Genomic DNA, 22279 nt, shown 5'->3' on the forward strand with positions numbered 1-22279 from the left:
TACTAACATAATTTTGTTGTATTTTGGATATCGGTCATCCAACCAAAAACTTTAGTTAATGACTTATTATTATTTGAACAATTATTGAGGCTGAGAATTACTCAGCCATGCTGTCAATCAGCGCCATTTCATCGCTAGTTAATAATTTTTCGATATCGACTAAAATCAACATACGGTCATTTAATGTTCCGAGCCCTGTCAGATATTGGGTCGATAATGTCACCGCAAAATCAGGTGGTGGCGCAATTTGCTCTTCATTCAAGACCAGCACATCCGAAACCCCATCGACGACAATACCGACAACGCGATCTTTTAAATTCACCACAATAACGACCGTGTTATCGTTATACACCACGTTTTCATGGGAAAACTTCACCCGTAAATCAATAATTGGAATGATGACTCCACGTAAATTAGTCACACCTTTGATAAAATCAGGGGTATTCGCGATACGAGTCACTTGTTCATAGCCACGAATTTCCTGCACTTTTAAGATTTCAATGCCATACTCTTCTTCACCCAAGGTAAAAATGAGGTAGCCTTCGCCGTTTTTTTCTTCTTCGTGTTTATTTAAATCATCATCTAACATAGACATGGTGTATGGCCTCTATTTAGTGCACGACAGGTTGAGAAACCTGCTGTTTCTTTTTAATCAAAATGCTGTTATTCATTTTTTGCAGCTCAGCCACATCTAAAATCAATGCAACAGAGCCATCGCCCATAATCGTTGCTGCGGAAATACCAGGGATTTTGCGATAATTACTTTCAATGTTTTTCACCACCACTTGCTGTTGCCCGACGAGCTTGTCAACTAACAACGCAAAACGGTGGCCTGCATTTTGAATAATCAGCACAATACTGTTATCTAAATTTCGCTCGGCTTCTTCGATGGAAAATACTTGGTGTAATTCAACAAGTGGCAAATATTCCCCTCGCACAAGCAGCATTTTTTCTTCTCCCGCTAAGCGATAAATATCCTCTTGCCGAGGCTGCAAGGTACTGATAATGGCACTCAATGGAACGATAAAAACATCTTCCGCTACTTTCACAGACATACCATCCAAAATGGCTAAAGTGAGCGGTAATAAAATGCGGATAATGGTACCTTTACCTTCGGTAAAACCGATTTGAATACGGCCGCCCATGTCTTGGATATTTCGTTTCACCACATCCATTCCAACACCGCGTCCCGAAACGTCTGTCACTACCTCTGCGGTTGAAAAACCCGGTGCCATAATCAGCATCGCAACTTCATCATTGCTCATCCCATCATGCACATTCATGCCTTGTGACTTCGCTTTTGCCAAAATACGTTCACGATTTAGCCCTGCGCCGTCATCACGCACTTCAATGCAAATATTGCCACTTTGATGTGCTGCCGCTAAGGTTAATGTTCCGGCTTCCGACTTACCATTTGCCACACGAACTTCTGGCTTTTCAATCCCATGGTCGAGGCTATTGCGAACAAGGTGATTTAGTGGATCAACAATGCGCTCAATCAAGCTTTTATCGAGTTCAGTCGAACTTCCTTCTACTTTCAGTTCAATTTTTTTACCTAATTTGGAAGCGATATCGCGTACCATGCGCGGGAAACGGCTAAATACGTAGTCCATTGGCATCATACGAATTGACATGACGGATTCTTGCAAAGCGCGGGAATTACGCTCTAACTGTACGATTGAGCTTAACAAATCACTGTATTCGTTCTGATCGACATGTTGACTATGTTGGGTCAACATTGATTGAATAATCACCAGCTCACCCACTAAGTTAATCAGCTGGTCAACTTTCTCTACAGCCACACGAATGCTGCTCGAATCCCCTTTCGGTTTAGCGATTGCCGTTTTTTTAGCCGTGGTGGGTGCAGCAGGTTTTGCCGAGCTTTGCGGAGTATCTACTTGAGGCTCTGTGACTTCATTCGCTGCAACTTTATCATCATTTAATAACGTTTCTTCCTTTGAAAAAGCGAGGCAATCGGCAAATGAAATTACTTCATGGCTAATTTGCGATTCATCCACCACAAAACATAGCACCCCACTAATATCATCAATATCCGTATTAGTTCCTACCCATGCTTGTAAACTATTTGCTGTTTTTTCAGTATGATATAAATGCCCAAATAAACTGAGCTCATCCGCCAATAAATCAACTTCATTTTCTTTGAGCTGATTTAACGAGATCATAAAGCAGTGTGAATATTCACCTTGCTTCGCGGGTGTGTCTTCAACAACCGCATCTTCAACTTTAGTTTCAGCTATCGCAGTACCTGTCTCAGCGACCTCTTCCGCTCTATTTTCAACCCGGCTAAGCACCTCACAAATACGCTTAAAGGTATCTTCATCCGGTAAAGAGTCATTTTTATAGGCATCTAACTGTGATGCCATGACATCCTTAGCATCAAGAAAAACATCAATTATGTCAGGCGTGAGGGTTAACTCATCATGACGCGCCTTATCTAAAAGGTTTTCCAATGTATGAGTTGTATTCTGCAACTGAGTGAAACCAAAGGTTGCAGCCCCTCCTTTGATTGAGTGGGCACTGCGGAAGATGGCATTTAGCTGCTCGCTATCCGGGTCAAAAGGATCAAGCTCAAGTAAATGTTGTTCCATATCCCTGAGCAACTCATCAGCCTCATCGAAAAATGTTTGATAAAACTCGGTAATATCCATGGTTTTTATCCAATTTCGCTTAAGTTTCACTTAACGCTGACTGCCGGAACCCCCGGCAGACAACTAAACAAGTTATGTAATAAATTCAAATAACAGCAATTCATCACGATATTTTCACCGCAGCGACAACACCCACAGCCGTTTCTTGCATGGGTTTTTGCGGTTTATTCAGCACATCATTGATCGGCTTGGCGCCATCGTATTCGCGGAGAATTTGTTTGGTTTCTTCATCATTTAACACAATGATACTTATCCGGCGGTTGATCGGGGCAAAACCATCTTCTTTGTCTAAATGAATGGCTGAAGCCATCCCAACCACGCGTAATACTTTATTTTCATCCATTCCACCGCGAATCAATTCACGGCGCGAAGCATTTGCACGATCTGATGAAAGCTCCCAGTTGCTGTAATTGGCGCCGTTGGCATAAGCGAGATCATCAGTATGACCGGAGATACTAATTCGATTAGGAACATCATTAAGAAGTGGTGCTATTGCACGCAAAATATCGCGCATATACGGTTCAACCGTTGCCGAACCGACTTTAAACATTGGGCGATTTTCACTATCAACAATTTGAATGCGTAGCCCATCATTAATCATATCAATCAATAAATGTGGCTTTAATTCATTCAAACGGGGGTCTTTTAAAATAGCCTGCTCAAGGGACTCTTTTAATTTTTCAAAACGATAGTTTGCATTTCCATCAATAATATTATTGGGCTCTGGCATCACATCCCCATCACGGAAAATCGGGTCTTTACCTCCACCAGGAATAGGGTTTGTGGCATCACCACTTTTACTTCCCGGGTTGATAGCTGTACTCAAGGGAGTACGGAAATACTCAGCAATTTGTGTTAATTCTTGAGGACTTGAAATTGAGATCAACCACATCACTAAAAAAAACGCCATCATCGCCGTCATAAAATCGGCATAAGCAATTTTCCATGAACCGCCGTGTCCGTTTTGATGATGTGAACTGCGCTTTTTAACCCGAATAACATGAGGTGTATTGGCTGCCATTCGTTTGTTACTCCTCAGTTGTTTCTTGTGAGCGAGCACCTACTTTCACTTCTCGAACTTTATCTTCAAGTTCAACAAATGAAGGTCTATCTGCGCTGAATAACACCTTACGGCCAAATTCAACCGCAATTTGAGGAGCATACCCTTGCAATGCAGAGAGGAAAGTCACTTTAATACATTCCATCATTTTCAATTGCTCACTACTGCGCAACCTAATCAGCGCAGCTAAAGGCAAAATAAAGCCATAAGCCACTAAAATACCTAAAAATGTACCAACCATTGCATGAGCAATTAAAGCACCAAGTTCACCTGCGGGACGGTCTGCTGAGCCCAAGGCATTCACGACACCCAAGACGGCCGCAACAATCCCAAATGCAGGCATAGAGTCACCGACCATGTTTAGCCCCGAAGCAGGTACTTCATTTTCTTGACGAAAAGTTTCTAATTCTTCATCCATTAATGCTTCAATTTCATGACTTTGTAAGTTACTACTCACCATCAGACGTAAATAGTCCACAATGAACATCATGGTGGACTCATCTTTTAAAATACGGGGATATTGGGAGAAAATTTCACTTTCACTTGGATTGTCAATATCTTTCTCAAGTGCAAGTAACCCTTGTTGGCGCGATTTATTAAGTAATTGAAATAACAATGCCATTAAATCCATTGACATTGTTTTATTGTAAGAGGAACGACGAAAGAGTTTTGGTAATACTTTGCACAAGGCGACGATGGATTTGCCACTGTTACCAACAACAAAAGCACCTAAACCTGCCCCTAAAATAATGACAAATTCAGCGGGTTGATAAAGCGCACCTAAATGGCCGCCGACCATTATATATCCGCCAATAACCGCAACTGTAACAATGATATACCCGATGAGTATTAACACAATATTCCCTTTCACTCCGTTGGTTAACAGATGGCAGTCAAAGGGAATATTAGGAGTGACAGGCAAAAAATTTTGCCTGCTAACCAAATCAATCCAATTACATTACCGCTTTAGTAATGCCATCCTGTCGATATACCGTAATATCGGCTAGATGTTCGGAAAGTTTACGTTTTTTTATTGCGCGTGATGGCGGTTGGCATAAACTACAAGTGAAGCTATTTTCAGGAATATGTGCGTAAGTAATAAAAGAGCCATGGCAACAACTACATTGTGAACTTTGTAACATGCCACTTTCCACAAAACGGACTAGCGTCCAAGCACGTGTTAAAGCCAACAAAGGTTCTTCGCCGGGTTCTGGAATACACTGTTCAAGGTATAACCTATAGGCTTTTAATATAGCGTCAACACCACGACATTGGCCGCTTTTCAGTAAAAATTGATAAGCATTATAGAACATGGATGAATGAATATTCTGTTCCCATGTCATAAACCAATCTGTAGAAAAAGGTAACATTCCTTTCGGTGGAGGGCTACCTCTTAGCTCTTTGTATAAACGAACTAAACGACCGCGACTGATTTGCGTTTCACTTTCTAACATTTGAAGGCGAGCGCCCAAAGAGATCAATTCCATGGCTAGTCGAATGTCATTCGCTTCTTGGACTATACTTTTTTCAGCTGCGGTACTCATCTTTTTCTCGCTATTTCAGTATCGCCCTCATTATGCGTTTGCAATAATCGGGTCGAAAGTAAGATACCTGTATGAATTTGTTGTAATTCATCAACTCTTGAATCACGAGTTAGTTTTTCAATTGTTTCACTATTATCAAATCTAAACTGGCAGATTAACTGGTTTGTCTCTGCTAATTTGACTAATTGAGGGAGTGTAAGGTCTGCTAAAGTAGTTGCCATTGCATCAGAGATACCTAGACGAAACATCGCAGAGGCTTTCTCTTGAGAGATGAGTTTTTGGGCTAATAGCAAATATGAGAGGTTAATATCGTATATATGCTTCAGAAAATCTGTCGTCGAGCTCATTTTTTTTCCTTTCCGAATATTATCAACATCTGTGCGATCTGTGTGCAAAAAGAACAAATATGAATTTAAAAGTATTGTGTATTCAAATTATTAAATTAAAAAATTAATTAAATTGGGTAAATGTAATTCCATTAATTTCCCCATGTTATCCATTAAAAATACCCAATTTGGAGTACAAATACACAAGCTTCCAAACTTAAATTAAATATATTTCCTGAATACCTACAACAATAAAGAATGACTAAAAAATTAGCGGTTTCCATAAAAATCAGAAATTGCTGATGTCATTATTAGTCGCCAATTATTATGCACCACTAAATTAACTATTCAAGGTACTTATGTTTCTTTTTGTATCAATAGGGTGATTACCCATTAATTCATTAAATAATCTTCATTATTTCTTTATCTTCTATTACCTTATCCTAAATATCCACAACATTTTGAGTCAACCTAAGCAAAATGCCAGGATTTTAATCAAATCAATCACTCTTTACATGTGATTATTAAGCCTAATAAACCAAGCATAACATCAAAAACAATATATTGATCCAAATCAATTTTTAGTATTAAGAAACTGAGTTATACATTACTGTATTAAGGCTTTATCGGCATTATTGGAATAAAATTTAATCATTAATTTTCAATAAGTTTGATATATATTACAGCCATCGTTCAAAATTATTCAATCGCAGTTATCATATAAACAACCATTATATTGTCATACATATTAAGTATTCACTTCCATTTTCATTAGAATCATTAAACTATAAAATAAGTATCATCACCCTGTAATATTAATAAAACTAATAAAATTTACGTCGATTACCAATAATGAAAGTTTATTCAGCTTAAATATTTTTGTAAGATATTTTTGCATATTTATTATTTCAAGTGATCATTTTGTTATTAATTCATTAGAGTAGTTTTTTTGGGTTAATTAATATTTATTTTTTATGTAAAATGGCAAAAAATTCATTTTTTTTTAATAAAAAGATCAACCTACGCTAACCTATCACTTTTGTGTTAAGAGCAAAAAATGTAGGTTTCAATTAAGAACATTCTATTTTCCAAATATTTTTTATATCATTTTTAAAATATTCAGTTGGTGCTCAAAATAAAAAGCACTAAAGGTATTATTAATTGTCTTCGTACTTATCATTTTTAGCCATTTTCACGTAACCATAATAATTTTAATAACTCAATGTTATAATAACAAATGATTACTATATACTTTTATTTTAACAAAACCCCCTAACCATCAAGTTACCTTAAGTAAAATTGCTTAATCAGATAATGAAAGATTAAAAAATAAATAACTTTTAGTTAAAATAATTCAGTGAGACATTTGCTTATAAAAGAAGCTAATTTATTAGGATTTTTATGGAAAAAAATATTTCTCAATTTGAGACAAACTTCACACTTGTTTTCTTTGTTTCTCAATAATTTCCGAATAAAGCGATTCTCACATTGCTGAATTTATGTTAGGAAAATCACATTAATTGTACTAACAACCCCCTCATAACAACATGTAGGATCAATAGATACAAAAATGGAGAAAGAAATGGCCACATAAGTTAATTGATAAACTTGTTTTCCTCATGCTCCAGTGCAACACTGAGCACTCTGAAATATAATTTGAAGGAAAAATATGTTCAATTATCAGGCAACAATAGAATTTATTGAGGAAGAAAACGTATATGAGATCAATTTTAGTGATTTTCCTGACCTTCAAGGAGTTAGCTATTGTAAAGAAGATGTTGAATTAGAAGCCCAAGAAATTTTGCTAGCCTCTTTTGCAGAACATATCGAACTCAGAAAACCAATTCCATTAGCAACACAACAAAAAAATAGTGAAGCATTTACGGTTTATTTACCCATAATCTGTTGCTTAAAAATTGCCTTGCATAACGCTATTCTCAACTCTGCAATGCAACGCGTCGATCTCGCTCGCAGATTGAATATCAATGCACAACAGATAGAACGCTTACTGGATATTCATTACACATCTAAAATTGACCTTTTAGAACAAGCCTTATACATATTGGGCGTCGAGCCTTCAATTACAGTGACTCAAAAAAATATTTGATAACAATATAAGCTAATCATCATCCAAGGACTATATAATAAAGTTATCACTGAAATAGCCCTAGAATTCTTGATTTATTTTTTGCTGATACTAAAAAGTATCATTAGATTCTTATGTAATAGCAGAGACTTGAGTTAAATTTAGCTCCCTAGCTTCTCATCCTCTGCTGCTATTCAATCGTTTTCCCTGTACATTTCACGTGCTAAAGAACAACTGCGTTCTATTTCAAACATCCCTCCCCTAACTGGTTAAATTTCAATCAAATCATACTTTACCCAATCAAAAATAACTCTGCTTTCAGTTATCTCTCATTTTTTAGTTCTTAGACCTAAAAGTTTGTGATTCTTATCTTGCCATTAAGTGATACAAAATTGTGCAATAAACTTATATTCAATTCCTAAATCATGTTCCCTCTTACAATAAGAATAAAATATTAACGGAAAAAGACTAATCAATATTAGACTTATTATCTCTCATTTCGTAATTACTAAAATAATTTCTTTTAAATTATAACCCCAATGAGGTACAATAAATTAATTTTTATATAGGGCATATATATGAAAAAAGAAAATCACTTAATCTTGAATATAAAAAACGTTGGCCAACCATATTGGCCAACGCTAAAATTAATATTAAGTTCATTAATTGTTTTTAATTTTTATTTAAATTTAGTTGATAAAAACAAATATTCGTTGCTTATTACTGTTTTTGACTTAACATTAATTCCTATGTTTGTATTTATAGTCGCATTTATAACAAAAAATACAACATGGAAAGAGTTAAAATCTCACCTTCTTCCTGCCTTTATAATTTATTTTACGTTTCAAACAATCGACATGGTTCCACTTTACTTCACCGGTGAGTTAACTTTTAAAAAATACTTGTTTTCTCCTCAGTACGGGGTTTGGTTCTTTTTAGCAACACCTATATGGCAAGCTGTTTTTTTATTATTACCAGAGAGCTTTAAATCAAACAAATTTAACCTATCTGCAATCTTAATCACATCACTAATAATATCATTTATAACAAAGAATTACCTAATGCCGATTTCTAGCTTTTTTTCAATTATTTTATATTTCCCATTTTTTGTCATTGCTTATTTTATCCATAATCAAAATATATTTTCGTTAAGGAAAAAGCCTATTATCACTATTTTTTGTATAGCATTTTTAGCGATTACCTTTCTTAATTATCGAAACGATTTTTATGAGATAATTTTCGGTGCAATCAAGACTAATTTAATTCTAAACTCATTCATTATCTATATTTTCGATTTTGTAATAAGCCTAATACTGGGTTCGATTATTATTTACTTTGCTTTATCAACTCAAAAATATGCAAAAATATCAAATAATGCTTTAGGTGTTTATTTAATCCATCCAATTATTTGTTTTGTAATATTACAAACATTAAGTTTTTTAGATATGGAACTAAATTTATTATTAATAATAGCATTTACTCTATCTACAATTACAATTGCACTTTTACTAGCATCAAACTCAATTATTCATTGGTTTATTGAACCAGTATTGAGATCTAATAAATTGAAAGAATAGCTTTATGATAGATATGATAGCATAGTCTCTAAATATCAAATATATTATTGATATAAACAATGAGAACGGATGTAATGTATCAAACTTAATAACTGAACACGCCAAACAAATTGATGCAGTATTTAATGTTCACGTCCCAAATGGTCGCATAAGTAGCGCAACTAACACCTAACTCACTGAAAATATTGGTGGGTTGTGTGGGGATCGAACCCACGACCGAGTGATTAAGAGTCACCTACTCTGCCAACTGAGCTAACAACCCGATACAAAATATTTAACGCCTAACAATTGCTACAGTCAATATGATTCTGCTATTTTTATTACCTAAGTTAATTTTAAGTTGCGAATGTAAAATTTAAGAAAACTAATGCTTGAATAAACATCACTTCGCTCCTAACAAGATAACTTTTCCTTACTCTAATTGAGATTTGTGTCACAATATTTCACGCAAACATAACCACAAAATTAAAAAAAAGACTGTGGCTAATTATCACAAACCACTACGGACATCTTTAGTATGGAAGAAAATGCGAATTCACTATCAACACAACCCAATGCTGATCGTAATCAGCTAAAACGCAGCCTTAGTAACCGCCATATACAACTTATTGCGATTGGTGGAGCAATTGGAACAGGCTTATTTATGGGGTCTGGCAAAACCATTTCACTCGCAGGCCCATCGATTATCTTTGTGTATATGATAATTGGTTTTGTGCTATTTTTTGTGATGCGCGCAATGGGTGAACTGCTACTTTCTAATCTGAACTACAAATCATTCAGTGATTTTTCTGCTGACCTTATCGGTCCATGGGCAGGTTTTTTTGTCGGTTGGACGTACTGGTTCTGCTGGGTTATCACCGGTATTGCCGATATCATTGCCATTACATCCTATGTGAGCTTTTGGGTGCCTGATTTTCCTGAATGGGTAACCTCATTTATTTGCGTGGTCACCTTATTAACGCTTAACCTAGTTTCTGTCAGGCTTTTCGGTGAGCTCGAATTTTGGTTCGCCATGATAAAAATTGTTGCCATTGTGGCTCTCATTGCAGTAGGTGGCACATTAATTGCCATGAATTTCCAATCCCCTACGGGTCACACGGCATCTTTAAGTAACATTTGGAATGATGGCGGAATGTTCCCTATGGGGATCAGTGGTTTCTTTGCTGGCTTTCAAATTGCTATTTTTGCGTTTGTGGGAATTGAATTGGTGGGTACGGCAGCAGCAGAAACACGCGATCCAGAAAAATCTTTGCCAAAAGCTATCAACGCGATCCCTATCCGAATTATTGCATTTTATGTCTTATCTTTAATTGTCATTATGGCTGTTACACCTTGGCGAACCATATTGGCCGATAAAAGCCCATTTGTAGAGATGTTTGTCTTGATAAGCCTACCCGCAGCGGCAAGCATTGTTAACTTTGTGGTGCTAACTTCCGCAGCCTCTTCCGCAAATAGTGGTGTATTTTCCACCAGTCGAATGCTTTTTGGGCTTTCAAAAGAAGGGGATGCGCCAAAGCAGTTCAGCCAATTATCAAAAAAAGCCGTGCCGGCTACTGGGCTAATTTTTACTTGTATCTGCCTCAGCTTTGGTATTGTTCTGATCTATTTTATTCCTGATATTATGCATGCATTCACGCTAGTCACCACCGTGTCTGCTATTCTCTTTATGTTTATTTGGAGCATGATTTTATATAGCTATTTAAATTTCCGTAAAAAACGCCCTGAAATGCACAAAGCATCTCATTACAAAATGCCTGCTGGAATTGTGATGTCATGGCTAAGCCTCGCTTTTTTCGCTTTTATGGTCGTGCTATTGGCATTCCAGCACGATACAAGACAAGCCTTAATTGCCACACCAGTTTGGTTTATTTTACTATTCATTGGTTACCAGTTCGCTAAGCGCAGAAAGAACCAATAATGATGAATAATAAATAGCAAAAAGGCCGAATAACAGTATCGTTACTCGGCCTTTTTCGTTTATAAACTTGCTCGATTAGCTTGCTTTATATTCTGCCTCAGCCTCATCAAAACGAGCTTGAGCTGCTGCACTTGGTGCTTTAGTCATTAAACTCACAACAACAATAGCGATTGTTGCTAATAAGAAACCTGGGATGATTTCATACAAATCAAACCATTTGTATTTTATCCAAACTAATACTGTCACAGCACCGACTATCATTCCTGCAAGTGCACCTGTACGCGTCATTCGTTTCCACATTACAGAAATTAAAACAACAGGACCAAATGCAGCGCCAAAGCCCGCCCATGCATTACTCACTAAAGCCAAAACTTTATTATTTGGGTCACGAGCAATGTAAATGGCAATTGCAGCGACTAATAACACCATAAAACGCCCTACCCAAACTAACTCTTTTTGGCTGGCACTTTTACGGATAAAAGGCTTATATAAATCTTCCGTTAGCGCACTCGCACAAACTAATAATTGGCAACTTAGCGTACTCATTACCGCTGCTAATATAGCTGACAATAAAATACCGGCGATCCATGGGTTAAACAAAATTCCCGTTAGTTCCATGAATATACGCTCATTATTTTGCATTACCGAACCCGCTAAAGCCGGGTTATTTTCAAAATAAGCGATACCAAAGAAACCGACCGCAATCGTTCCGCCTAAACATAACACCATCCATGTCATACTAATACGTCGAGCAGAACGAATAGTACGAGCAGAGTCCGCCGCCATAAAACGCGCTAAGATATGGGGTTGACCAAAATAGCCTAATCCCCAACCTAATAATGACAGAATTGCGATGATATTCATGTCTTTAAACATATCAAGATATTCAGGATTCTTAGCCTTAATCACTTCAATAGAGGTATCTATTCCCCCTAAAGAAAGGATTACAACAATAGGTGTAAGAATCAATGCGAAGATCATTAATGAAGCTTGAACAGTATCGGTCCAACTTACGGCTAAAAAGCCACCTAAAAAAGTGTAAGCAATAGTCGCTAATGCCCCTAACCACATCGCTTTCTCATAACTCATATTAAATGTGCTTTCAAATAACAAACCACCAGCGACCACACCTGAAGCACAATAAATCGTAAAGAAAACTAAAATCACAACAGCAGAAATAATACGTAAAATCTTACTGTTATCTTCAAAACGGCTAGTAAAGTAGTCTGGCAATGTCAACGCATTATTATTTTTTTCTGTTTGGACACGTAAACGCCCAGCAACAAATAACCAGTTAAGATATGCACCGAGACTCAAACCGATAGCAATCCAACTTTCAGAAATCCCGGCCAAGAAAATCGCACCTGGCAACCCCATGAGTAACCAACCGCTCATATCTGAAGCACCAGCAGACAATGCAGTTACAACACTGCCTAAACTTCTTCCACCCAGAATATAATCGTCAAAGTTTTTCGTTGAGCGATAGGCCATATAGCCAATTAATAACATGCCAGTAATGTATACGACGAACATAATGATCATCGGAGTGCTTACAGTCATCCTGTTTTCTCCATTGAGTAGCTTTAAAATTGTTAGTTATCTTTATAAGTTTCCGTTGATAACTTGTAACTTCATAGTGTTGCACTTTATTGCACATATTTAATTTATCTGTGCGAACACCAAATAGGTTGTGATTGTTTGTGTTGCACTAACTTAATATCTTAGCTACCCCATCCTAGACAGAGTCGTATTAAATTAACAAGAAATTAACTATTTTTTATTGCATAAATAGAATCCATATCACAAATGTTAAAATTTAAACTTAAATTCACAATCGAATGTTTAACTATTCCACCTAAAACAAAATAAATATAACTACATGTAAAATATAATAAATAAATCAAAAATGATTTATTTGAAAATATTAAAACTTAAAAAACCCGATATGTTTCACATTTTCTTCAGAAATCACGCTTAACAATGTTGCACAAAGTTGCAACATTAAGATAATGTGGTGTAACTTTTTGATTAAAATGACTCGTGACCTAGAGGAATTAAGATGAGTAGCACAACAACTATGGGTGTGAGACTTGATGAAGCAACTCGTGAACGCATTAAAAATGCCGCTCAGCGTCTTGACCGCACATCACACTGGCTTATCAAACAAGCTATTTATAATTACCTAGAACAACTCGATAATGGCCAAGCCTTTCCAGAGCTCGCACCGGGTATCGATGTAAAAGAAAATCAAACTTCTGATGAAGACACCACCGTTGAATCTAACTATCAACCATTCTTAGATTTCGCAGAGCACATTTTACCACAATCTGTAAAACGCTCTGCAATTACTTCTGCTTACCGAATTCCTGAAACACAAGCCGTACCAATGTTGTTACAACAAGCACAGCTCCCTACAGAACAAGCTGAAGCTGCTCATAAATTAGCTTATTCAATCGCTGAAAAACTGCGTAATCAAAAAAATGGTATCGGCCGGTCAGGTTTGGTTCAAGGCTTACTTCAAGAGTTTTCACTTTCATCTCAGGAAGGTGTCGCATTAATGTGCCTCGCAGAGGCCTTATTACGTATTCCTGATAAAGCAACTCGTGATGCACTTATCCGTGACAAAATCAGCAATGGAAACTGGCAATCACACCTCGGCCAAAGTAGCTCAATGTTTGTTAATGCCGCAACTTGGGGTCTGCTATTTACGGGGAAATTAGTTTCTACGCATAATGAAGCTAAACTCTCAACCTCACTTAATCGCATCATTAGTAAAAGTGGTGAACCACTGGTGCGTAAAGGTGTTGATATGGCGATGCGCCTTATGGGAGAGCAATTTGTTACTGGCGAAACTATCTCCCAAGCACTCGCTAACGCACGAAAGCTCGAAGATAAAGGCTTCCGCTATTCCTACGACATGCTGGGCGAAGCCGCATTAACGGAAAAAGATGCACAAGATTACATGGTGTCTTACCAACAAGCTATCCACGCGATTGGTAAAGCATCAAATGGCCGCGGCATTTATGAAGGCCCTGGTATTTCAATTAAGCTATCTGCATTACATCCACGTTATAGCCGCGCACAATACTCTCGTGTGATGGAAGAACTTTATCCACGCCTATTATCCCTTGTATTACAAGCGCATCAATACGATGTAGGGATTAATATTGACGCAGAAGAAGCCGACCGCTTAGAAATCTCTTTAGATTTACTAGAAAAACTCTGTTTTGAGCCACAACTCGCGGGTTGGAATGGGATTGGCTTTGTAATTCAGGCCTATCAAAAACGCTGCCCATTTGTGATTGACTCAATCATAAATTTAGCTGAACGCAGCCAACGTCGCTTAATGATCCGCCTAGTAAAAGGTGCTTATTGGGACAGTGAAATCAAGCGCGCACAAATGGATGGGCTAGAAGGTTATCCAGTTTATACGCGTAAGGTGTATACTGACGTTTCTTATATTGCCTGTGCACGAAAACTGTTGTCGGTTCCCAATTTAATTTACCCGCAGTTTGCAACACATAATGCACATACTCTCTCTGCTATCTACCAAATTGCAGGTAAAAACTACTACCCTGGTCAATACGAATTCCAATGCCTACATGGAATGGGTGAGCCACTTTATGAACAAGTGGTTGGTAAGGTTGCTGATGGCAAACTAAACCGCCCTTGCCGTATTTATGCACCAGTCGGTACTCACGAGACGCTACTTGCCTACTTGGTGCGTCGATTGTTAGAAAATGGCGCAAATACTTCATTTGTAAACCGTATCGCTGATGCCACTATTCCTCTAGATGAATTAGTTGCCGACCCAGTTAAAGATGTTTTAGAACTGTCTAAAACTGAAGGACAAATTGGCTTACCGCATCCAAAAATTCCGTTACCACGTGATTTATATGGCCAAGAGCGTGTGAATTCGATGGGGCTTGACCTATCAAACGAGCATCGACTGGCTTCGCTATCAAGTGCCCTACTGAGTGCGGCTATGCAGCAAAAAATGGCAGAACCACTGTTAGGGGGCGACTTCCAAGCTTCGCAAGCATTGCCCGATGCGACACCAATTATTAACCCTGCCTGCCACAAAGATATTGTCGGCCACGTTCGTGAAACAACAGAACAAGAAGCTGAACATGCATTAAATACCGCTAACGATGCGGGTACTATCTGGTTCGCAACGCCTCCTTCTGAACGAGCGGCCATCTTATTACGAGCCGCTGATCTCATGGAGCAACAGTTACAGCCACTGTTAGATATTTTAGTGCGTGAAGCTGGTAAAACCTACAACAATGCAATTGCGGAAGTTAGGGAAGCGGTAGATTTTCTTAATTACTATGCAACCCAAGTCAAAAACGATTTTGATAACAACACGCACCGTCCTTTAGGGCCTGTGGTCTGTATTAGTCCGTGGAACTTCCCGTTAGCAATATTTTCAGGCCAAATTGCTGCCGCTCTCGCAGCAGGTAACACCGTACTCGCGAAACCAGCTGAACAAACACCATTAATCGGCGCTATCGCGGTGTCTATTTTACATCAAGCGGGTATTCCACGCGATGTACTGCAATTTTTACCGGGTAAAGGTGAAACCATCGGCGCTCAACTCGTTGGTGATACTCGTGTTCGCGGGGTCATGTTTACAGGGTCAACAGAAGTCGCAGGGTTACTTCAACGTAATATTGCAGGGCGCTTAGATGCACAAGGCCGGCCTACCCCGCTGATTGCAGAAACTGGCGGATTAAATGCAATGATAGTTGATTCTTCTGCACTCACAGAACAAGTAGTCACTGATGTCGTCGCATCTGCTTTTGATAGCGCGGGCCAACGTTGTTCGGCACTGCGCATTTTATGTATCCAAGAGGATGTCGCAGATAGAACGATTCGTATGTTAAAAGGCGCAATGGAAGAGTACCGTATGGGGAACCCTGAGCATTTATCAACCGATATAGGCCCTGTGATTGACCATGAAGCAAAAGAGAATATCGATCAACATATTCAAAAAATGCGCAGCAAAGGGAAATCGGTCTTCCAAGCAGCATTTGAGAACCATGATGATCAGCAAGAGCAACAGGAAGGAACCTATGTTAAGCCAACATTAATAGAACTTGATGATGTTAGTGAGCTGAAAAAAGAGATCTTTGGTCCTGTTCTGCACGTTGTACGTTTTAAACGAGATGAGTTAGAAGCACTTGTTGAACAAATTAATGCAGCCGGTTATGGACTGACACTTGGTGTTCACACTCGTATCGATGAAACTATCAACCAAGTTGTTTCAAAAGCTAAAGTTGGCAATCTGTACGTAAACCGCAATATGGTTGGTGCCGTTGTTGGGGTGCAACCTTTTGGTGGTGAAGGTTTATCTGGAACTGGGCCTAAAGCAGGTGGGCCATTATACCTTTACCGTTTATTAAGCGAACGTCCAGATAGCGCAGTTTCAAATACCTTAGAGCGACAAGATAGCCATTTACCCATGGATGCCAGTGCTAAAACTATTTTACTTGAGCCATTTGAAGCACTTACACAATGGTCTGAAAAACAAAACTCGGTTATTTCGCCTTCCGTGATTGAGCTATTTACACGCCATAGTCAAACAGGAACCACCCGTGTATTACCGGGCCCAACAGGAGAAAGAAATACCTATACCTTGCGCCCGCGTGGTTTGATTTTATGCCTTAGCGATAATGAACAAGATTGCTTAACCCAGCTAACAGCTGTACTTTCTGCGGGTTGTCAGGTGTTATGGCCAGATAGTGAGCTCCATCAGAAGCTGTTTAAGTCACTACCTGAAAAAGTGAGAAAAACCATATCGATAACCAAAAACTGGATAGAATCGAAAGAGCCAATCGAAGGGGTTATTTATCATGGTGACAGCGATCAGTTAAAAGAAGTTTGCGCGGTGGTTGCACAACGTAAAGGGCCAATTATTTCAGTTCAAGGCTTTGAACGTGGTGAAACTAACTTGCTGACTGAACGCCTACTTCATGAACGCTCATTGAGTGTCAATACCGCTGCAGCAGGTGGTAATGCTAGCTTAATGACGATTGGGTAATAAGTAAAAGGCCTGGCTTCGTTATCTACGAAGGCCAGGCCATACATGATTACATATTTATTTAAAAATACACTTATCTCATAAGAATAACTGTCGTGCTTCCTATCAGATAAGTGCTATCCCAAAGAGCTGTCAGCTAAAAACATAAAAGGTGTCCACGAGGACACCATTACTTAAAAACAACAAAGAAAATAGCAATGCTTATTTTCAATATGTCATTCTAATTATTGCACTTTTCTGATTCCCAGAATAAATATTGTTCATATTTACGTAATGCAATATTGTAATTACTAAATGCAGAATCTGTCATTTTTTCACTCAACTCTTCTTGAACTTTACTCGCAGTAAATTCTTTCATAGAAAAATTAGAGGAAGATAACAATTCATCTAAACGGCGTAAGCGAACAACATATTCACGAACCGTACTATGGCTCATCTCAGTCTGTAAGAATAAATACTGTTTAAATGACATAATATCAAAATAATCAGTATTACTATTGCAATAAATTTCACTACAAAAACGACAAAGTGCAGTAAATTTATCTTGCAGCTCCCCCCAAGTGCCTTCATCAACCAATTCAGTCATGTCAGCGATAGCTTCTTTATTTAAGATGTCATCGTTGAAAACTAAAGAGATGCGATCAAGGGTTTTGTGACAGTGTGCACAATGAGTTTGGCTGTGTTTAAAATCTTTGATGTAACGACTCAGAGGCCGTTTCTTTACAATAGAAGCAGACATAATGGTAAAGCCCTGTGTGTAAGTCTAAATATAAAATTGTAACCAGATAAGTCAGGCTACATACATTGTATGCCCATAGCATTAATATAATATCTGCTATGTTGCATTGCGATATGGTGAACCCATATCATATATCCTTACTTTACCTTTAGAGAACTCATCATTCTAAAAATGTACAGTAAGAAAAGTTATCGCCCTTTGTTAAAAACATTCTAACCCGTCTCTCGCTCTTTGGCGAATTTCTACGGTGAGTCAATTTTGGTATGAATTTGAGTTAGCGTCAACAAAATTAACTTAATTGTCGTTAACCCTGTACACTTATCATTAACCATAAGTTAAGCGATATTTCTTCATTAGTTCGCTTAAAAACAAAGACTCTACCTGATAATTTCATCTTCGTACAAAGAAAATTTAATTTAAAAATCAAACTGGTACCTATACAAAGGTTTTATTCTTAAATTTGTGAACTAGCTCACCTTTCACATCTATAATTGCATCTTAAATGAACAGCCATTAATTCTATAAATATTTCATAGTGAAAACTTATCATTCGCCCGTAAACATTTTGTTACAAATAAACGATTTTTTAATATATTTAATCGCATATAAAAAAACGTTATAACGATATTAAAAAGGCTTATATAGGCATTTTTATAGGTAAATACACGTATGTCGTATTATTCTATCTTGGTAGCTAAAACATAATTTTCGTCAAAAAATATATTTATTAAATTAACTAACCATTATCCCCTTACCCTAATAGCCCTCATACTTCTTTTATCTGCTTTCCATTTTTCTTCCACTTACCAATTACTCTAGACAAACATAGAATAGTTAAAGGAAATCTATAACATAATGATAAAAAACAACTTATTTATCTCCGTGAATTTATGTAACGGAAATGAGCTAAAACAAAATACGATAGCCCAATTAAATTGAAATTTAATTAATTAACCGATGTATTATTTTAGGATTTGTCACGTTTGATATTAAAAACATCTCTTATATACTCAATTCGCTATATAAATAATTTTAATAAGGTTGATTATGAAAAAGTTGATTTTAGCTTGTGGTATGGGTTTATTGGCACTGACAATCACTGCTTGTTCAGAAGAAGAGAAAAAAGGTGAAGTTGCTGGCGCAACTGAAACTTGTAACGCTTACTTCGCTGAAGTTGATAGCTTAATTGCTAAAGCTTCAGAAAACCCGCAAGCAAAAGCTCAGTTAGACGCAATGAAAGGTCAGCTGGAAGAGGGTAAAAAACAGGTTGCTGCACTACCTAAAGACCAGCAAGATAAAGCTTGCCAACAGGGTATTGATGCAATGAAACAGATGAAAACTGCTTTAGGCCTGCAATAAGCCCTATTCTTTTTATTCTGTAATCAAAAAGAGCCATTATTATTGTGGCTCTTTTTATTTTATGAATATTAATGAGTTACAATGAATATCAAATACCCCATACGATATAGCTACCCAAAGGTGCAAGACTCCTTTAGCCTCACACCTTTTAACATTATTTTATAACCACGTTCCAAAACGTTTAATATAAAATTGCTTCATTAGTTGAGCTACAACACAATAACTGACTAATGTGAGAGCGAGCCATGGGAAATATTCTATTGGTAACGGTTGTAACCCTATCATTTCACCAAATGAAGAAAATGGAATATATAAACCAAGAGCCATAATTAACCCTGTTGTTAACATAACAGGTAATGCGGCAGTGCTTTGTATAAACGGTATTTTTTGTGTTCTTAACATATGAACAACTAACGTCTGTGAAAGTAAACCTTCAACAAACCAACCTGATTGGAACAGCGCTTCATGAGCGACACTATTCGCTTGGAATACATACCACATTAACGCAAAAGTTGTGATATCAAAGATAGATGAGGTTGGTCCAATCCAAATCATAAAGCGGCCAATATTTTTCGCATCCCATTTGCGAGGACGTTTTAAAAACTCTTTATCCATTTTATCCCAGGGTAATGCAAGCTGGGAAATATCATACAGTAAGTTTTGAACGAGCAAATGAATGGCTAGCATCGGTAAGAAGGGAATAAATGCACTGGCAATTAATACAGAAAATACGTTACCAAAGTTAGAGCTCGCGGTCATATTTAAGTATTTAATAATATTACCAAAAGTTTCACGCCCTTTAATTACCCCCTGCTCTAATACCATTAAGTCTTTTTCAAGTAGGATAATATCCGCAGATTCCTTAGCAATATCCGTCCCTGTGTCAACTGAAATTCCTACATCAGCATCACGTAATGCGGGCGCATCGTTGATCCCATCACCGAGAAAACCAACGGTATGTCCATTTGCTTGTAACCGCTTTAAAATACGGGATTTTTGCAATGGTGTTAATTTACAAAAAACTGAAACTTGCTCAACTTTCTGGCTTAACTCTTCGTCTGTCAGTTCTTCAACTTCTAAACCCGTCATGATTTCGCTGATGTTTAAGCCAACATCATGACAGATTTTTTCGGTAATAATGGCATTATCACCCGTCAACACCTTAACCGTAACGCCATTTTCACGTAGTGCTGCAATGGCTGAAATTGCGCTTTCTTTTGCTGGGTCAAGAAAAGTTAAAATGCCTTGTAGCTCTAACTGATACTCGGCTTGAGCAGAAAGCGGTAAGCTGGCTTCTGCATCATTCAAACGACGAGTTGCAAGTAACAATACACGAAATCCTTGTCTGTTGTAATCACTCACTAGCTCAGTAATTTTTACCCTTGCTTGGTCGTCAAGTAAATGCAGCTCACCATCTTGTTGGTAACTTTGGCAGACAGCTAACATTTCCTCCGCGGCACCTTTACAAATAAGTAGAGCTTCGCCTTTCGGTGTTCGTACTGTCACTGACAATTTGCGTCGAATAAAATCAAAGGGTAACTCATCAATTTTTTGGAATGCTTTTAGCTGCTCAACTTCACTGTTCCCTCTACCACGACGAATAATTGCCTGATCCATCATATTTTTAGCCCCACTTTGGTGGAAGCTGTTTAGCCAAGCTAGTTGCAAAATTTTACTATTTTTTTGCCCATTGCTGTCCAAATAATGTTCTAAAATAATACGATCTTGCGTCAATGTTCCCGTTTTATCCGTACACAGCACATCCATTGCGCCAAAGTTTTGGATAGCATTTAACCTTTTAACAATCACCTTGTGCTTTGACATGGCAATTGCACCTTTGGCTAAATTCGAGCTAACAATCATCGGTAACATTTCCGGTGTTAAACCCACGGCAACCGCCAGTGAAAATAGTGTTGCTTCGAACCAATCTCCTTTTGTAAACCCATTGATAAGTAAGACGATTGGTACCATGACTAACATAAAGCGAATCAATAACCAGCTTACGCTATTCACACCACGATCAAACGAAGTTTGCGCACGACTCCCCACAATAGATTTGGCCAACGAGCCTAGATAGGTTTTCCCGCCTGTTGCCACCACAATTCCACGCGCCGTCCCGCTGGTAACATTGGTTCCCATTAAACAAATATTTGAAATTTCTAACAATTCATTTTCAGTTGGCGATACCGGATCTAAATTTTTGGCTGAAACATCACCTAATGTGTCGTATTTTTCTACGGGTATTGATTCCCCTGTTAGAATGGCTTGGCTGATAAACAAATCTCTTGATTCGACTAGCTTTAAATCAGCAGGAACCATATCTCCAGCGGATAACAACACAATATCCCCAGGTACTAAGCATTTGATCGGTACCTCTTTTCTAACAGAACGCCCCGTTTTATTATCACGACGAAATACAGTAGCCGTCGTACGAACTAAGGATTTCAATGCTTCCGCAGCTTTATTGGTACGATACTCTTGCCAAAAACGTAAAAAACCACTCAATAAAACCATTGTGACAATAATAATCACGCCGGTTAAATCTGTTTCTTCGCCTTGGCGTTCAGGAATAACATAATCCGTAAAAAAGCTAACAACAGCTAATACAATCAGTACGAATATAAATGGATTTTTAAAAGAAGTGAGTAGTTGCTTCCATGCTGGAGGGGCTTTTTCATGAGCAACTTCATTTTCACCTTCAGTCACAAGACGGTCCATCGCCTCATTCTCTGATAAGCCTAATAGATTTGTTTGATATTCATTGAGCACTTGCTCAATATTTTTACTCGCTTGTTCGCCAACAATAAATTTTTGGCGTGCAGCGGCTTTGACGCTTTTGCGCGGTTGTCTTATTTCAGTCATAACGTTGTCTCGAATACAACACTCGTGATTTTAACGCTATCCAACTGAAATAAAATTAGTTTATTATCAGTTAGATAGCTCCAATTTACTACTCCA

The 22279-nt window shown here is 37.8% G+C and carries 14 protein-coding genes and 1 tRNA gene; 5 read left to right on the forward strand and 10 right to left on the reverse strand.

Annotation, left to right across the window (positions count from 1 at the left end):
• Positions 1-97 precede the first annotated feature (97 nt).
• The 6 genes from cheW to flhD all read right to left on the reverse strand — a co-directional run bounded on the left by cheW (position 98) and on the right by flhD (position 5620).
• Entirely contained in the window at positions 98-595 is a 498-nt protein-coding gene (gene cheW / locus P3L40_RS14025) for a chemotaxis protein CheW (protein WP_004909833.1), read from the reverse strand.
• Positions 596-611: 16 nt separating this feature from the next.
• Positions 612-2669, reverse strand: a complete 2058-nt coding sequence (gene cheA, locus P3L40_RS14030) for a chemotaxis protein CheA (protein WP_136135230.1) — start codon at positions 2667-2669, stop codon at positions 612-614.
• 103 nt (positions 2670-2772) lie between these two features.
• A complete protein-coding gene (motB, locus tag P3L40_RS14035; protein WP_210852621.1) occupies positions 2773-3690 on the reverse strand; it encodes a flagellar motor protein MotB in 918 nt (305 codons plus the stop codon).
• A 7-nt stretch (positions 3691-3697) separates the two neighbouring features.
• A complete protein-coding gene (motA, locus tag P3L40_RS14040; protein WP_036957858.1) occupies positions 3698-4585 on the reverse strand; it encodes a flagellar motor stator protein MotA in 888 nt (295 codons plus the stop codon).
• 97 nt (positions 4586-4682) lie between these two features.
• A complete protein-coding gene (flhC, locus tag P3L40_RS14045) occupies positions 4683-5273 on the reverse strand; it encodes a flagellar transcriptional regulator FlhC (protein WP_004255732.1) in 591 nt (196 codons plus the stop codon).
• On the reverse strand, positions 5270-5620 hold the full coding sequence (gene flhD, locus P3L40_RS14050) for a flagellar transcriptional regulator FlhD (RefSeq protein WP_036957860.1): 351 nt from the start codon (positions 5618-5620) through the stop codon (positions 5270-5272). Before flhD ends, flhC begins: the two co-directional genes overlap by 4 nt.
• A gap of 1648 nt (positions 5621-7268) precedes the next feature.
• Between flhD and P3L40_RS14055 the strand changes: the two genes are divergently transcribed.
• A complete protein-coding gene (locus tag P3L40_RS14055) occupies positions 7269-7706 on the forward strand; it encodes an antitoxin HicB (protein ID WP_004255743.1) in 438 nt (145 codons plus the stop codon).
• A gap of 557 nt (positions 7707-8263) precedes the next feature.
• Positions 8264-9262 carry an acetyltransferase gene (locus P3L40_RS14060; RefSeq protein WP_136135481.1) on the forward strand — a complete coding sequence of 333 codons (999 nt, stop codon included), beginning with the start codon at positions 8264-8266 and terminating at the stop codon, positions 9260-9262.
• Between the two features lie 186 nt (positions 9263-9448).
• On the opposite strand, the gene P3L40_RS14065 is transcribed toward P3L40_RS14060, so the two are convergent.
• Positions 9449-9524 (reverse strand) — tRNA-Lys (locus P3L40_RS14065).
• Positions 9525-9779: 255 nt separating this feature from the next.
• On the opposite strand from P3L40_RS14065, the gene cycA reads away from it, so the two are divergent.
• Positions 9780-11180 (forward strand): D-serine/D-alanine/glycine transporter, encoded by a 1401-nt coding sequence (gene cycA, locus P3L40_RS14070; protein WP_096864671.1) that lies wholly within the window; start codon positions 9780-9782, stop codon positions 11178-11180.
• A 75-nt stretch (positions 11181-11255) separates the two neighbouring features.
• On the opposite strand, the gene putP is transcribed toward cycA, so the two are convergent.
• A complete protein-coding gene (gene putP, locus P3L40_RS14075; RefSeq protein ID WP_004255751.1) occupies positions 11256-12740 on the reverse strand; it encodes a sodium/proline symporter PutP in 1485 nt (494 codons plus the stop codon).
• Between the two features lie 499 nt (positions 12741-13239).
• On the opposite strand from putP, the gene putA reads away from it, so the two are divergent.
• Positions 13240-17223 (forward strand): trifunctional transcriptional regulator/proline dehydrogenase/L-glutamate gamma-semialdehyde dehydrogenase, encoded by a 3984-nt coding sequence (gene putA / locus P3L40_RS14080; protein WP_136135480.1) that lies wholly within the window; start codon positions 13240-13242, stop codon positions 17221-17223.
• A 220-nt stretch (positions 17224-17443) separates the two neighbouring features.
• Here putA and fliZ read toward each other — a convergent pair whose 3' ends face one another.
• The gene (gene fliZ, locus P3L40_RS14085; protein WP_004255757.1) at positions 17444-17962 is read right to left on the reverse strand and encodes a flagella biosynthesis regulatory protein FliZ; all 519 of its coding nucleotides are present in this window, start codon (positions 17960-17962) and stop codon (positions 17444-17446) included.
• Positions 17963-19009: 1047 nt separating this feature from the next.
• On the opposite strand from fliZ, the gene P3L40_RS14090 reads away from it, so the two are divergent.
• Complete coding sequence (locus tag P3L40_RS14090; protein WP_004255760.1) at positions 19010-19321, forward strand: DUF5339 domain-containing protein; 312 nt, start codon at positions 19010-19012, stop codon at positions 19319-19321.
• 159 nt (positions 19322-19480) lie between these two features.
• On the opposite strand, the gene mgtA is transcribed toward P3L40_RS14090, so the two are convergent.
• Positions 19481-22183, reverse strand: coding sequence for a magnesium-translocating P-type ATPase (gene mgtA / locus P3L40_RS14095; RefSeq protein ID WP_110591504.1), 2703 nt, complete (start codon positions 22181-22183; stop codon positions 19481-19483).
• Positions 22184-22279: the final 96 nt, after the last annotated feature.

Source organism: Providencia sp. PROV040, from assembly GCF_032706145.1.
Taxonomy (GTDB): domain Bacteria; phylum Pseudomonadota; class Gammaproteobacteria; order Enterobacterales; family Enterobacteriaceae; genus Providencia; species Providencia hangzhouensis.

Coding starts and splice junctions, on each gene's coding strand:
- cheW (WP_004909833.1), bottom strand. CDS start 595: ATGTCTATGTTAGATGATGATTTAAATAAACACGAAGAAGAAAAAAAC.
- cheA (WP_136135230.1), bottom strand. CDS start 2,669: ATGGATATTACCGAGTTTTATCAAACATTTTTCGATGAGGCTGATGAG.
- motB (WP_210852621.1), bottom strand. CDS start 3,690: ATGGCAGCCAATACACCTCATGTTATTCGGGTTAAAAAGCGCAGTTCA.
- flhC (WP_004255732.1), bottom strand. CDS start 5,273: ATGAGTACCGCAGCTGAAAAAAGTATAGTCCAAGAAGCGAATGACATT.
- flhD (WP_036957860.1), bottom strand. CDS start 5,620: ATGAGCTCGACGACAGATTTTCTGAAGCATATATACGATATTAACCTC.
- P3L40_RS14055 (WP_004255743.1), top strand. CDS start 7,269: ATGTTCAATTATCAGGCAACAATAGAATTTATTGAGGAAGAAAACGTA.
- P3L40_RS14060 (WP_136135481.1), top strand. CDS start 8,264: ATGAAAAAAGAAAATCACTTAATCTTGAATATAAAAAACGTTGGCCAA.
- cycA (WP_096864671.1), top strand. CDS start 9,780: ATGGAAGAAAATGCGAATTCACTATCAACACAACCCAATGCTGATCGT.
- putP (WP_004255751.1), bottom strand. CDS start 12,740: ATGACTGTAAGCACTCCGATGATCATTATGTTCGTCGTATACATTACT.
- putA (WP_136135480.1), top strand. CDS start 13,240: ATGAGTAGCACAACAACTATGGGTGTGAGACTTGATGAAGCAACTCGT.
- fliZ (WP_004255757.1), bottom strand. CDS start 17,962: ATGTCTGCTTCTATTGTAAAGAAACGGCCTCTGAGTCGTTACATCAAA.
- P3L40_RS14090 (WP_004255760.1), top strand. CDS start 19,010: ATGAAAAAGTTGATTTTAGCTTGTGGTATGGGTTTATTGGCACTGACA.
- mgtA (WP_110591504.1), bottom strand. CDS start 22,183: ATGACTGAAATAAGACAACCGCGCAAAAGCGTCAAAGCCGCTGCACGC.